11 protein-coding genes and 1 tRNA gene are annotated in these 12,953 nt (G+C 70.6%); 9 read left to right on the top strand and 3 right to left on the bottom strand.

All coding sequences use genetic code 11. The features are described 5' to 3' along the window. Positions 1-49 precede the first annotated feature (49 nt). The 6 genes from ACNNMR_RS17830 to pth all read left to right on the top strand — a co-directional run bounded on the left by ACNNMR_RS17830 (position 50) and on the right by pth (position 5,231). Positions 50-967, top strand: a complete 918-nt coding sequence (locus tag ACNNMR_RS17830; protein WP_419995607.1) for a hypothetical protein — start codon at positions 50-52, stop codon at positions 965-967. A gap of 7 nt (positions 968-974) precedes the next feature. Further along, a tRNA-Gln gene (locus ACNNMR_RS17825) sits at positions 975-1,047 on the top strand. A gap of 113 nt (positions 1,048-1,160) precedes the next feature. Further along, entirely contained in the window at positions 1,161-2,621 is a 1,461-nt protein-coding gene (glmU, locus tag ACNNMR_RS17820; RefSeq protein WP_419995606.1) for a bifunctional UDP-N-acetylglucosamine diphosphorylase/glucosamine-1-phosphate N-acetyltransferase GlmU, read from the top strand. 102 nt (positions 2,622-2,723) lie between these two features. Next, complete coding sequence (locus tag ACNNMR_RS17815) at positions 2,724-3,713, top strand: ribose-phosphate diphosphokinase (protein WP_419995605.1); 990 nt, start codon at positions 2,724-2,726, stop codon at positions 3,711-3,713. A gap of 178 nt (positions 3,714-3,891) precedes the next feature. Continuing rightward, on the top strand, positions 3,892-4,509 hold the full coding sequence (locus tag ACNNMR_RS17810) for a 50S ribosomal protein L25/general stress protein Ctc (protein WP_419995604.1): 618 nt from the start codon (positions 3,892-3,894) through the stop codon (positions 4,507-4,509). Between the two features lie 134 nt (positions 4,510-4,643). Next, the gene (gene pth, locus ACNNMR_RS17805) at positions 4,644-5,231 is read left to right on the top strand and encodes an aminoacyl-tRNA hydrolase (protein WP_419995603.1); all 588 of its coding nucleotides are present in this window, start codon (positions 4,644-4,646) and stop codon (positions 5,229-5,231) included. Positions 5,232-5,574: 343 nt separating this feature from the next. Here pth and ppc read toward each other — a convergent pair whose 3' ends face one another. After that, positions 5,575-8,361 (bottom strand): phosphoenolpyruvate carboxylase, encoded by a 2,787-nt coding sequence (ppc, locus tag ACNNMR_RS17800; RefSeq protein ID WP_419995602.1) that lies wholly within the window; start codon positions 8,359-8,361, stop codon positions 5,575-5,577. A gap of 307 nt (positions 8,362-8,668) precedes the next feature. On the opposite strand from ppc, the gene ACNNMR_RS17795 reads away from it, so the two are divergent. The 3 genes from ACNNMR_RS17795 (at position 8,669) to ACNNMR_RS17785 (ending at position 11,799) form a co-directional block, all read left to right on the top strand. Next, positions 8,669-9,706: an acyl-CoA desaturase gene (locus tag ACNNMR_RS17795; RefSeq protein ID WP_419995601.1), complete on the top strand. Its 1,038-nt coding sequence runs from the start codon at positions 8,669-8,671 to the stop codon at positions 9,704-9,706. 91 nt (positions 9,707-9,797) lie between these two features. After that, positions 9,798-10,400, top strand: coding sequence for a TetR family transcriptional regulator (locus ACNNMR_RS17790; protein ID WP_419995600.1), 603 nt, complete (start codon positions 9,798-9,800; stop codon positions 10,398-10,400). Between the two features lie 79 nt (positions 10,401-10,479). After that, a complete protein-coding gene (locus ACNNMR_RS17785; RefSeq protein ID WP_419995599.1) occupies positions 10,480-11,799 on the top strand; it encodes a sensor histidine kinase in 1,320 nt (439 codons plus the stop codon). Positions 11,800-11,930: 131 nt separating this feature from the next. On the opposite strand, the gene ACNNMR_RS17780 is transcribed toward ACNNMR_RS17785, so the two are convergent. Together ACNNMR_RS17780 and ACNNMR_RS17775 are read right to left on the bottom strand one after the other, a co-directional pair. Beyond that, positions 11,931-12,437 (bottom strand): SUKH-3 domain-containing protein, encoded by a 507-nt coding sequence (locus ACNNMR_RS17780; RefSeq protein ID WP_419995598.1) that lies wholly within the window; start codon positions 12,435-12,437, stop codon positions 11,931-11,933. Next, positions 12,434-12,910 (bottom strand): YwqJ-related putative deaminase, encoded by a 477-nt coding sequence (locus ACNNMR_RS17775; protein WP_419995597.1) that lies wholly within the window; start codon positions 12,908-12,910, stop codon positions 12,434-12,436. The genes ACNNMR_RS17780 and ACNNMR_RS17775 overlap by 4 nt, the downstream gene beginning before the upstream one ends. Between the last annotated feature and the right edge of the window lie 43 nt (positions 12,911-12,953).

The following is a 12,953-nucleotide window of genomic DNA, read 5'->3' as shown; positions in this document are numbered from 1 at the left end:
CGACTCGATTTTCGACCGAAGGTCTGTATTCCGGCGTTTGCTGTCCGTTATGGAGAAACGACGCCGACGAGACGGCGACGGGACGGGCGGCCTGCTGGCCGGAACCGCGACCTTTGAGGAACTTCGGGAGCAAGCAGTGGCGCTGCGGCGCGAGGGTCTGAGCCGACGGCAGATCCGGGAGCGGCTGAAGGTCAGCAACAACGACATCCTCAACCGCTTGGTGGCCGGCGAACCCCCGCCGGAGTGGACGAAGCGGCCGAACGCGAAGGACGACCTCCGGGCGAAGGCCAGGGAGCTGCGCACGCAGGGAAAGACGTACGACGAGATCCAACTCGAACTGGGGGTGTCGAAGAGCTCGGTCTCGCTGTGGGTACGCGACCTCCCGAAGCCGCCGCCACGAAGGACCGGCGCCGAGCAGGCCCGGCTCGCCGGGCGGAAGCGGTGGGATCACGAGTTGCGCGTGCGAGAGATCGAGCGGCAACAGACGAAGCTGGCGGCGGGACGGGAGATTGGCGCACTCTCGGACCGGGACCTGTTCCTGATCGGCGTGAGCCTTTACTGGGCCGAGGGGAGCAAGAGTAAGCCTCACGCCCTCAGAGAGGCCGTGATCTTCGTCAACAGCGACCCAAACGTCATCAAGGTCTACATGGCCTGGCTCGCACTCCTGGGCATCGAGCGCGAGCGGCTGGACTTCCGCGCGATGATCCACGAGTCCGCCGATGTCGTCGGCGCCGAGCGATTTTGGGCGGAACTGGCCGGGATCGATGTGAGCGCGATGAGCAAGACGACGCTGAAGAAGCACAACCCGAAGACAGTGCGCAAGAACATTGGTGACGACTATCGAGGCTGCCTGGTGGTCCGAGTCCGGGGCGCGGCCGATCTGTACCGTCGCATTGAAGGCTGGTGGTACGGCATAGTGGTGGGTACAGAGCTTCGCCGGTCGGATGACTTGTCCGATTCTGCGTAGCTTGCCATCCCCTGTGGTGTAATCAGGTAACACGTCGGGTTTTGGTCCCGGTTATTCAGGTTCGAATCCTGACAGGGGAGCCTTACCACCCGGGCCCCGGCGCCTCCGCCGGGGCCCGCCGCCGTCTCCGGCCCGGAGGACCCTCGGTATCCTCCACAATGTTCCACCCCTCCCGAAGCCGAAGGGCCACCTCGTGAGCGCCAATCGCCCGGCAGCCGTCGTCGTACTCGCAGCGGGCGAAGGCACCCGCATGAAGTCGAAGACGCCCAAGGTTCTGCACAGCATCTGCGGCCGCAGCCTCGTCGGTCATGTCGTGACCGCCGCCGAGACCCTCGATCCGGCCGAGCTTGTCGTGGTGGTCGGGCATGCCCGCGAGCAGGTCGCCGCGCATCTCGCCGAGACCGCGCCCAGCGCACGGACCGCCGTGCAGGCCGAGCAGAACGGGACCGGGCACGCCGTGCGCGTCGCCCTGGAGCAGCTCGCCGAGCAGACCGGGGCCCCCGCAGACGGCACCGTGCTCGTCGTCTGCGGCGACACCCCGCTGCTCACCGGGGAGACGCTGCAGGCCCTCGCCGCCACGCACGCCGCCGACGGCAATGCCGTCACCGTGCTGACCGCCGAGGTGCCGGACGCCACCGGGTACGGGCGGATCATCCGCGATGAGGCGAGCGGCGCGGTCACCGGGATCATCGAGCACAAGGACGCCTCCGACACCCAGCGCGCCATCCGCGAGATCAACTCCGGGGTTTTCGCCTTCGACGGGAAGCTGCTCGTCGAGGCCCTTGGCCAGGTGCGTACGGACAACAGCCAGGGTGAGGAGTACCTCACCGACGTGCTAGGCATCCTGCGCGCCGCCGGGCACCGGGTCGGTGCCTCCGTGGCCGCCGACCACCGCGAGATCGCCGGGATCAACAACCGCGTGCAGCTCGCCGAGGCCCGCCGCGACCTCAACGACCGGCTGCTGACCGAGGCCATGATGGCCGGCGTCACCGTCGTGGACCCGGCGTCGACCTGGGTGGACGCCACCGTCACCTTCGAGCCGGACGCGCTCGTGCAGCCGGGCACGCAGCTGCGCGGCGCGACGCATATCGCGGCGGGCGCCGAGGTCGGCCCGGGCTGCACGCTCACCGACACCCGCGTGGGCGAGGACGCGCGCGTGCTTCACACGGTCGCGGACTCCGCCGAGATCGGCGCGGCGGCGAACGTCGGCCCGTACACGTACCTGCGCCCCGGCTCCCGGATCGGCGCGAAGGCGAAGGCGGGGGCGTTCGTGGAGATGAAGAACGCCGAGATCGGCGAGGGTACGAAGGTGCCGCATCTGTCGTACGTGGGCGACGCGACCATCGGCGACTACACCAACATCGGCGCGGCCTCGGTCTTCGTGAACTACGACGGGGTGGCCAAGCATCACACCACGATCGGCTCGCACTGCCGCACCGGCGCCGACAATATGCTTGTGGCGCCTGTCACTATCGGGGACGGCGCATACACCGCCGCGGGATCGGTCATCACTAAGGATGTGCCCCCCGGTTCGCTTGCCGTCGCGCGCGGACAGCAGCGGAATATCGAGGGCTGGGTGGCCCGCAAGCGCCCCGGCAGCGCCGCTGCGGACGCGGCCGCCAAGGCCGCCGAAGACCAAGGTCACGACAGCTGACCGGGGAAACGGGAGCGCCCAATGGGGCGTACCGTGGTGAAGCACAGACCAAGCGGCGGCGGATTCCCCGTAAAGGCCGCTGACACCTGAGGAGAACGTGCTGTGACCGGGATCAAGACGACCGGTGAGAAGAAGCTGATGCTCTTTTCCGGCCGCGCCCACCCTGTTCTCGCCGAGGAGGTCGCGCACCAGCTCGGTGTCGGCCTCGTCCCGACCAAGGTCTTCGACTTCGCCAATGGCGAGATCTACGTCCGCTACCAGGAGTCCGCCCGCGGCGCCGACTGCTTCCTGATCCAGAGCCACACGGCTCCGATCAATAAGTGGATCATGGAACAGCTCATCATGATCGATGCGCTGAAGCGCGCGTCGGCCCGCTCGATCACCGTGATCGTGCCCTTCTACGGATACGCGCGTCAGGACAAGAAGCACCGCGGCCGCGAGCCGATCTCGGCGAAGCTGGTGGCGGACCTGATGAAGACTGCGGGTGCGGACCGTATCGTCACGGTCGATCTGCACACCGACCAGATCGTCGGCTTCTTCGACGGCCCGGTGGACCACCTCTTCGCGCTGCCGATCCTGGCGGACTACGTGGGCGCCAAGGTCGACCGGGACAAGCTCACGGTCGTCTCCCCGGACGCCGGCCGGGTACGGGTCGCCGACCGCTGGTGCGACAGGCTCGGCGCGCCCCTCGCGATCGTGCACAAGCGGCGCGACAAGGATGTGGCGAACCAGGTCACCGTGCACGAGGTCGTCGGTGACGTCGAGGGCCGGGTCTGTGTGCTGGTCGACGACATGATCGACACCGGTGGCACCATCTGCGCGGCGGCCGACGCGCTCTTCGCGCACGGCGCCGAGGACGTCATCGTGACGGCCACGCACGGCGTGCTGTCCGGTCCGGCCGCGGACCGGCTGAAGAACTCCAAGGTGAGCGAATTCGTCTTCACCAACACCCTGCCCACCCCCGGCGAGCTCGAGCTCGACAAGATCACGGTGCTGTCGATGGCGCCGACGATCGCGCGGGCGGTGCGCGAGGTCTTCGAGGACGGCTCGGTGACCAGCCTCTTCGAGGACGAGGAAGTTCCCGTGCACTGATCCCGTGCACTGAAGATCGATTTCTGATGCGGCCTCCCGGCCGGGTAGACTCACAGGGTTGCTCGGCGAGGGAGGCCGCATTCTTGTGCGGCGCTCCGTTATCGACGCGCTCCTCGTAAGCAGGAAGTCGTGTGCCGGGTAACCGCCGATTTTCCTAGAGAGCTACGAGGAGTGCCCCATGGCTGAGGTCAAGATCAAGGCCGAGACCCGCACCGAGTTCGGCAAGGGCGCGGCCCGCCGGCTGCGCCGCGCCGACAAGATTCCCGCCGTCGTTTACGGCCACGGCGAGGACCCGCGCCACATCGCGGTCGACCACCACGAGCTGCTGATGGCCGTCCGTACCCCGAACGTCCTGATCAACCTGGACATCGAGGGCAAGTCCCAGCTGGTGATCCCGAAGGACGTGCAGCGCGACGTGCTGCGCCAGGGCATCCTCGAGCACGCCGACCTGCTGGCTGTGAAGCGCGGCGAGAAGGTGGGCGTCGAGGTCCCGATCGTCACCGAGGGCGAGCTGGCCCCGGGCGGCAACCTGCTGGAGCACGTCTACAACGCGCTGCCGGTCGAGGCCGAGGCCACGCACATTCCGGAGTCCGTCACCGTGTCCATCGACGGTCTGGAGGCCGGTGCCACGGTTTACGCGAAGGACGTTTCGCTGCCGCAGGGCACGACGCTCGCCATTGATGGCGAGGAGGCCGTGCTGCACGTGGTCGCCGCGCAGGCCGAGGAGCCCGAGGAGGCTGCCGAGGGCGAGGAGGCCGCTGAGGGCGAGGCTCCTGCCGAGGCTGCGGCTGAGTAAGTCGGTTTTACCCACCCGCCCGCCCGTTGCTGTCGCTCCGGGTGGGCGGGTGGGGCTTTTTCGTCGGTGGCCATCGGGTGCGCGGCCGCCGGACGCCTTGAGTGATGGCCGGCACTGAAGCTACGGAGAGACGCATGGCTGAGCAGGAGCCCTGGCTCGTTGTCGGGCTCGGTAATCCTGGGCCCGGGTATGCCGGGAATCGGCATAACGTCGGGTTCATGGTCGCCGACCTGCTCGCCGGGCGGATCGGTGGGCGGTTCAAGACGCACAAGGCGCGGGCGCAGGTCGTCGAGGGGCGGCTCGGGGTGCCCGGCGGGGCCATGGCGCGCGTCGTGCTCGCCAAGCCGATGACGTACATGAATCTCTCCGGGGGGCCCGTGTCCGCGCTCGCCGGGTTCTACAAGGTGCCGCTTGAGCGGATCGTCGTCGTGCACGACGAGCTGGACCTCGATTACGGGGTGCTGCGGCTGAAGCTCGGCGGCGGCGACAACGGGCACAACGGGCTGAAGTCCATCTCCAAGTCGCTGGGGCGGGAGTATCCGCGGGTGCGGTTCGGCATCGGCCGGCCGCCGGGGCGGATGGAGGTGGCGGACTACGTCCTGAAGGACTTCTCCGGCGCCGAGCGCAAGGAGCTCGACTACTTCGTCGACCGGACGGCGGACGCGACCGAGGCGCTGGTCCTCGAAGGGCTCGAAAGGGCACAGAACACGTTCAACTCCTGAGCCTGGTCGCCGCGCCCGCGGCGCCGGCTACGAACGGTCCCGGTCACGGCAAAGGTGACAACGGCACCGTGAAGATCCATGACGCGATGACCGACGGCGACGGGCACGGCCGCAGCGCGGAACTGGCGCTGCCGGACGGCCACTACAAGTCGGACAAGGAGCCCCCGCCCGGGAAGCCGGAGCCGCACGCCACGAAATGCCCCCGCCCACCCGCCCCTCGAAGGGGCGGGTGGGCGGGGGCATTTACGCACCCACGTGGCGGCCGACCGCAGGGCAACTCGCCTGCGGCACGGAGCAACGGGCGGGCGGGTGGGCGCGCCCCGCGCCGTGGCCGGCCGCCAGGTCAGCCCGTGTTGCGCAGGCCCGCCGCCACCCCGTTCACCGTCAGCAGCAGCGCCCGGCTCAGCACCGGGTCCGAGGCCTCCCCCGCGGCAGCGGCATCGCGCTGGCGCTTCAGCAGCGTGACCTGGAGGTACGAGATCGGGTCCAGGTAGGCGTCGCGGATGCGGAAGGTCTGCTTCAGGACCGGGTTGGCGTCCAGGAGCTTCTGGCCGCCCGTGATGCGCAGGACCTCCTCGATCGTCAGCGCGTGCTCGGCCTCGATGAGGTCGAAGACGTGCTTGAGCTCGTCGGGGACCAGCGTGTCCACGTAGTGGCGGGCGATCCGCAGGTCCGTCTTGGCGAGGGTCATCTCGACGTTGGCGAGGAAGTTGCGGAAGAAGTGCCAGTGCTCGTAGGCCTCGTCGAGTACGGGCGCGACGCCCGCCTCGCGGGCCGCCTTCAGCCCGGAGCCCACCCCGTACCAGCCGGGCACGATCTGCCGCGACTGGGTCCAGCCGAAGACCCACGGGATCGCCCGCAGCCCGTCGAGCCCGGCGCCGCTGTCGGGGCGGCGCGAAGGCCGCGAGCCCAGGTGCAGGTCCGCGAGCTGATCCACCGGCGTCGAGGCGAAGAAGTACGCCGGCAGATCCGGGGTTTCCACCAGCTTCCGGTACGCGTCGTGCGCCGCGTCCGAGACGGTGTCCATCGCGCCGTCCCAGCGGGCCAGCGCCTCGTCGGACTGCCGCGGCGCGGTGTGCAGGGCCGAGGCCTGCAGCGTGGCCGCCACCGTCAGCTCCAGGTTCTCCCGGGCGAGGGAGGGGACCAGGTACTTGTCGGAGATGACCTCGCCCTGCTCGGTCACCTTGATCTCGCCCTCAAGCGTGCCCCACGGCTGCGCGAGGATCGCGTCATGCGTGGGGCCGCCGCCGCGGCCGACGGTGCCGCCGCGGCCGTGGAAGAGCCGCAGCCGGACGCCGTGCCGGTGCGCCACGTCGCGGAGGCGCCGCTGGGCGCGGTGGATCTCCCACTGGGAGGTCGTAATGCCGCCGAACTTCGACGAGTCCGAGTAGCCGAGCATGACCTCCTGCAGGTCGCCGCGGAGCGCGACCAGGCGGCGGTACGACGGGTCGGACAGCATCGCGTCCAGCAGCTCGTCCGCGATCTTCAGCTCGTCCGTCGTCTCCAGCAGCGGGACGATGCCGATCTTCGCCCAGCCGGCGTGCAGATCGATCAGGCCCGCCTCCCGGGCCAGCACGGCCGCGGCGAACACGTCGTCCGCGCCCTGGCACATGGAGATGATGTACGACTCGATGACCTCGGGCCCAAAGGTCTCCAGGGCCTTCCTGACGGTCGTAAAGACGCCGAGGGTCTTCGCCCCCGCCTCGTCCAGCGGCGCCGGCGACGGGGCCAGCGGACGCCGCGAGCGCAGCTCCTTCGCGAGGAGCTGCTGGCGGTAGTCGCGCGGCATGTCCACGTAGCGCCACGACTCCTCGCCGAGGCGGTCGAAGAGCTGGCCGAGGGCGTGGTGGTGGGCGTCGGCGTGCTCGCGTACGTCCATCGTGGCGAGGTGCAGGCCGAAGGCGGAGATCGTACGGATCACCCGCTCCAGCCGGCCGTCGGCGACCAGGCCGCCGCGGTGGTCGCGCAGCGAGGACTGGATAAGGCGCAGGTCCTCGATGAGCTCGCCGGTGCCGAGGTAGTCGCGGCCGACGGCGTGCGGGGTGCCTTCGGCGAGGCGCTCGCGGGTGTTGAGGAGCTTCTGCCGGATGCAGGTGGCCTTGAGGCGGTACGGCTCCTCGGAGTTCAGCCGCTTGTAGCGCGGGCTGATCTCGGGCAGCAGCTCCAGGTCCCGCTGCAGAGACGTGAGCAGCTCGTCGGTCGCGCCGCAGTTGCGGATCGAGTTCGACAGCGCGCCGCGCAGCTCGTCGATGTGCTCCAGGGCGTCGGTGATGCCGTGCTCGTGCTGGAGGACGAGCACCTCCCAGGTGACGCCCGGGGTGACGTTCGGGTTGCCGTCGCGGTCGCCGCCGATCCAGGTGCCGAAGGTGAGCGCGCGGGTGCCCGCGGGCAGCGGGGCGCCGGCCCGGTCCAGCTCGCTCGCCAGGTCCTCCAGGACGTCGCCGACGGCGCCGCGGCCGAGCTCGTCCAGGTAGTAGATGGCGTTACGGGCCTCGTCCGCCGGCTCCGGGCGGGCCACCCGCAGCTCGTCGGTCTGCCAGATCAGGTCCACGACCTCGGCGAGCCGGCGGTCGACGCGGCGCCGGTCGCCTTCGCCGGTCCTGCCGGAGCCGTCGAGCAGCTCGGCGACCTCGCGCAGCTTCGTCAGCACGCTGCGGCGGGCGGCCTCGGTCGGGTGGGCGGTGAAGACGGGCCGGACGCCGAGGTTGGCCGCGGTCTGCTGGAGGTGCTCGGGGTCGGCGTCTTTGAGCATGTCGGCCGTACGGGAGAGGAGTCCGCCCTCGGCCGCGCGCTTCTCGCGGAACTCGCGGCCGCGGTGCACCTGCTCGGTGACGTTCGCCAGATGGAAGTACGTGGAGAAGGCCCGTACCAGACGGGCCGCGGTCTCCAGGTCGGTCTGCTGCAGCAGGGTCGCGGCGGCCTCGCCGTCGGCCCGGGTGAGATGGCGCACTCGCTCGACGAGCTCGAGCAGCTCCGGGCCCTCCTGGCGGACGAGCGTCTCGCCCAGGAGATCGCCCAGGCGGCGGATGTCGGCGCGCAGCTCGGCGTTGGCGGCTGCCGCCGCGGGCTCGGTGGCTCCCGGGGTGTCCGGGGTCGCCACCGGGCGCTGTGGCGTGTCGGCACTGGTCACAGGTGCGGCTCCTTGCGGGGGCGGTTCTTTGCCTGAGGGTGCGTGCGGACCACGCTGTCCGGTGGTCCCCAGAATAGGCGCGGCCGTCCAGGGGCATTCCCACCCGTCCGGGGAATGGACAGCGCACGCCCCGGGCACGTATGAGGCAGGCCGGGGCGTTGAACGCTTCGAGGACCGTAGTCCGGCTCTGGTCGGCGCTCGGAAAGGCATGCCATACTTACGCAACCGTAGGTTACGCAACCGTAATGAACGGTTACCCAGCGCCATCAGAGCGCTTCTGTCCTGCCCCCGTCCCCGAGGGATGCATATGCCCACCAGCCCCGATGTGATCGACGAGGCACCGCGCACCGCCGGCACCTCCGCTACTGAGCCGTCCGCCACGCTCGGCGGCGAGAGCAAGCGCTCTCTCGAGCAGATCACGCTCCTGGCCTTCATCATCGTGCCGTTCGTCGCCCTCGTCGCCGCCGTGCCGCTGTCCTGGGGCTGGGGGGTGAGCTGGCTCGACCTCGGCCTGCTGGTCTTCATGTACTTCCTGGGTCTGCACGGCATCACCATCGGCTTCCACCGCTACTTCACGCACGGCTCGTTCAAGGCCAAGCGCCCGCTGCGGATCGTCCTCGCCATCATGGGCTCGATGGCCGTCGAGGGCCCGCTGGTCCGCTGGGTGGCGGACCACCGCAAGCACCACAAGTTCTCCGACGCCGAGGGTGACCCCCACTCGCCCTGGCGCTACGGCGAGACCGTGCCTGCGCTGATGAAGGGCCTGTGGTGGGCACACATCGGCTGGATGTTCGACGAGGAGCAGACCTCGCAGCAGAAGTACGCGCCCGACCTGATCAAGGACAAGGCGATCCGTAACATCTCCCGCCAGTTCGTGATGTGGACGGTCGTATCGCTGGCCTTCCCGGCCGTCGTCGGCGGCCTGGTGACCATGTCGTGGCAGGGCGCCCTGTCGGCGTTCTTCTGGGCGTCGCTGGTCCGGGTGGCGCTGCTGCACCACGTGACCTGGTCGATCAACTCCATCTGCCACGCGGTGGGCAACCGCCCGTTCAAGTCCCGCGACCGCTCCGGGAACGTGTGGTGGCTGGCGATCCTGTCCGGCGGCGAGTCCTGGCACAACCTGCACCACTCCGACCCGACGTCGGCGCGGCACGGCGTCATGAAGGGCCAGCTGGACTCCTCCGCCCGGCTGATCCGCTGGTTCGAGAAGCTCGGCTGGGCGTACGACGTGCGCTGGCCGTCGGAGGAGCGCCTCGCCTCGAAGCGCGCGGACCGGGTCCCCGGCATCGCGGGCGCCGCGGCGGAGGCCTCCCGTGAGAAGGCCGGTGCCGCAGACGCGGCATGATGGCGTGGTGGCGACCGACGACAGAGCAGACAGTGCAGCAGCATCCGGCCCCGCCGGGGGGAAGCCCTCCCGGCGGGCCCGCCGAGTCCGGATGTCTGGCAAGGAGCGTCGCGAGCAACTGGTGACGGTCGGCCGCACCCTCTTCGCCGAGCGCGGCTTCGAGGGCACGTCGGTGGAGGAGATCGCGGCCAAGGCCGGGGTCTCCAAGCCGGTGGTGTACGAGCACTTCGGGGGCAAAGAGGGCTTGTACGCGGTGGTCGTCGACCGCGAGATGCGGACGCTGCTCGACTCGGTGACGGGGGCGCTCACCGCGGGGCACCCGCGGGAGCTGCTGGAGCAGGCGGCGTTCGCGCTGCTGGACTACGTGGAGCACGACTCGGACGGCTTCCGCATCCTGGTGCGGGACTCCCCTGTCGCCCAGTCGCACGGCTCCTTCGCCTCGCTGATCAGCGATATCGCGCGCCAGGTCGAGGACATCCTCGGCCTGGAGTTCAAGTCCCGCGGCTTCGACGCGAAGCTGGCGCCGCTGTACGCGCAGGCGCTGGTGGGCATGGTCGCGCTGACCGGGCAGTGGTGGCTGGACGCGCGTAAACCGAAGAAGGCCGAGGTCGCGTCGCACCTGGTCAACCTGGCCTGGAACGGGTTGTCGGGGCTGGAGGCCAAGCCGCGCCTGGTGGGGCACCGGAAGGCCTGAGCGACCCCGCCCCGCCCGGCTGGCCACTTCCGTCGCACCCACCGGAAAACCCCTGGCGTTCGCCCGTAGGCTGGTGGTTATGACCACGACGGGGGAAGCAGGACCCACCGCCGGGGGTGCCGCCGGGGGGCGGGCGCGCTCGGGAGTCTGGTGGTGGGAGCGGCGCAGATCCATGGTGCTGGACGGGTCGCTCGCGGCCGTGTCCGCCGCGGAGTGCGGGGTCGAGGGGGTCAAGTTCGCCTGGGAGGCGGGGCTGCCCGTCGCCGTGGGCGTCATTTTCGGGGTGCTGGCCGGGGCGGTGCTGCTGCTGCGGCGGCGGTGGCCGATCGCGGTGGTGCTGGTCGGGATCGCCATCATCCCTGCTGAGATGGGCTTTCTGCTGTCCGTGGTGGGGCTGTACACCCTCGCCGCTTCCGAGGTGCCGCGCCGGATCACCGGCGTGCTGGCCTCGATGTCCGTCGCGGGCCTGCTGATCGTCACCTTCCTGCGGATGCATCACGAGATGGCCGCGAACACCGGACATGCCGAGGTGTGGCTCGTCTCACTCGTCGCCGTGCTGATGTCGCTCGGGATCACCGGGCCGCCGGTGCTCCTCGGGCTGTACGTGGGCGCGCGCCGGCGGCTCGTCGAGTCGCTCCGGGAGCGCGCCGCCGGCCTCGAACGCGAGCTGTCGCTGCTCGCGGACCGGGCGGAGGAGCGGGCCGAGTGGGCGCGGGGCGAGGAGCGGACCCGTATCGCGCGGGACATGCACGATGTCGTGGCGCATCGGGTGAGCCTGATGGTGGTGCATGCGGCCGCGCTTGAGGCGGTGGCCGTGAAGGACCCGGAGAAGGCGGTACGGAACGCCTCCCTGGTCGGCGACATGGGGCGGCAGGCGCTGACGGAGCTGCGGGAGATGCTCGGGGTGCTCCGGAGCGATGCCGCCGATGCGGCGCCCGTGCAGGCCGCGGAGCCGTCGCGGTCGTCCGCGACGGCGATCGCCGTCGAGGAGGAGAACGGCGGGCCGTGCCTCGATGACCTGGAGGAGCTGATCGGGGAGTCGCGGGCCGCCGGGATGACGGTCGAGCTGACGGTGGACGGGGAGCGCGGGTCGTACGGCGCGCAGGTGGAGCAGACGCTGTACCGGGTGGTGCAGGAGGCGCTCACCAACGTCCACAAGCACGCGCCGGGGGCGGCGGCCACGGTGCGGCTGGCGCACCGGGAGGGCGGCGAGGTGGCCGTGCTCGTGGTGAACGGGCCGTCCGACGCCGGATCCCGTAACGCCGGGCTGCCGAGCGGCGGCAATGGGCTGATCGGGATGAAGGAGCGGGTCGCCGGGCTGGGCGGCGGCTTTGTGTCGGGGCCGACGGATGAGGGTGGGTTCCGGGTGTCGGCGGTGCTGCCTGCGGCGGTTGGCTGACGCTGGGGTCCTTAGTGTGGGCCGGGCCGGGGTTCCACGACACCACCGGAAAAACGTGGTGGTCGGCTGCTGCTCGGTGCTGGGTTTTTCCGGCGGCGTCGTTCCACCCCGGCCCTCCTTGGGCGGGCGGCCTACGACGGGAGGCGGGCCGGGAGGGCTCCCGTGATCAGGGCGGTCAGCGCCGCGTCCATGTCCACGCCCAGGTAGTAGTCGCCGCTGTGGTCCAGGGCGTAGGTCCGGCCCTCCGCGTCGATCGCCAGGACCGCGGCGGGACCCTCGCCGATGAGCTCCGCGCCCAGCGGGGCGACCTCCGTGCCCAGGGAGCGGCCCAGGTCGCCGAGCGTACGGGCCAGGTGCAAGCCGTGGGACGGGTCGATCGTGAAGGCGGGCGGGGCCAGGTCGCGGCCGGGGCCGTGGCCCGCGAGGTGCAGGGCGCCGAACTCCGCCCAGGCCTCCACCGCCGCGGGAAAGACGCTGTGCCGGTGGCCGCCGGGGGAGATGTGGGCGCGGAGCTCGTCGGCCCAGTACTCGGCGCGCCTTATGTCCCAGCGGCCCGGGTGCCAGCCGGCGGTGCGCAGCGCGTTGTCGACGTCCGGGGGGAAGCGGTGGGGGGTGACGCTTTCGTACGGGGTGGTCACGAAGCGCCGTCCAGCACCCGTACGCCGAAGTGCGTGAGCAGCGCCGTACAGGAGCGGCAGGGCGGCGCGAAGCGGCCGTGCAGCGGGTCGCCGTCCTCGCGGATGTGGCGGGCGGTGAGTTTGGCCTGCTTCAGGGCGCGCTTGGCCTCGCCGGTGGTGAGAGGTTTCTTCGCGGCGCGTTTGCCGCGGGCCGCCTCGGTGGCCGTGAGGTGGCGGGAAAGCAGCGCCGGCTCCGGGCAGCGGCCGGTCCAGCGCTCGCGGTGATCGCCCGGGAGGGCGTCGAGGAAGTCGCGCACCAGGGGGTGGAGTTCGGGCGGGCGGGCCGCCTTTGAACCCGTACAGGTGAGGGTTTCGCCGCGGACCGAGAGCGCGGCGGCGACCGCCGGCAGGATGCCGTCGCGGCGCCGGACAGGCGTGGGCGGCCCGATGGGCCGGCTCCATCCGGAGCGCGGATCTGCGGCAGTGTTGTGCATAGCTCTGGTCAGCCTCCCCCGTGTCTCGCAGTCGACAGCTTGC

It is taken from the genome of Streptomyces boninensis, assembly GCF_048572725.1.
Taxonomy (GTDB): Bacteria; Actinomycetota; Actinomycetes; order Streptomycetales; family Streptomycetaceae; genus Streptomyces; species Streptomyces boninensis.
The sequence above is the reverse complement of the archived record's forward strand: the minus strand, read 5'-3'. Positions and strand labels throughout refer to the sequence as shown.

Coding starts and splice junctions, on each gene's coding strand:
- ACNNMR_RS17830 (WP_419995607.1), top strand. CDS start 50: ATGGAGAAACGACGCCGACGAGACGGCGACGGGACGGGCGGCCTGCTG.
- ACNNMR_RS17785 (WP_419995599.1), top strand. CDS start 10,480: ATGACCACGACGGGGGAAGCAGGACCCACCGCCGGGGGTGCCGCCGGG.
- ACNNMR_RS17795 (WP_419995601.1), top strand. CDS start 8,669: ATGCCCACCAGCCCCGATGTGATCGACGAGGCACCGCGCACCGCCGGC.
- pth (WP_419995603.1), top strand. CDS start 4,644: ATGGCTGAGCAGGAGCCCTGGCTCGTTGTCGGGCTCGGTAATCCTGGG.
- ACNNMR_RS17790 (WP_419995600.1), top strand. CDS start 9,798: ATGTCTGGCAAGGAGCGTCGCGAGCAACTGGTGACGGTCGGCCGCACC.
- ACNNMR_RS17775 (WP_419995597.1), bottom strand. CDS start 12,910: ATGCACAACACTGCCGCAGATCCGCGCTCCGGATGGAGCCGGCCCATC.
- ACNNMR_RS17810 (WP_419995604.1), top strand. CDS start 3,892: ATGGCTGAGGTCAAGATCAAGGCCGAGACCCGCACCGAGTTCGGCAAG.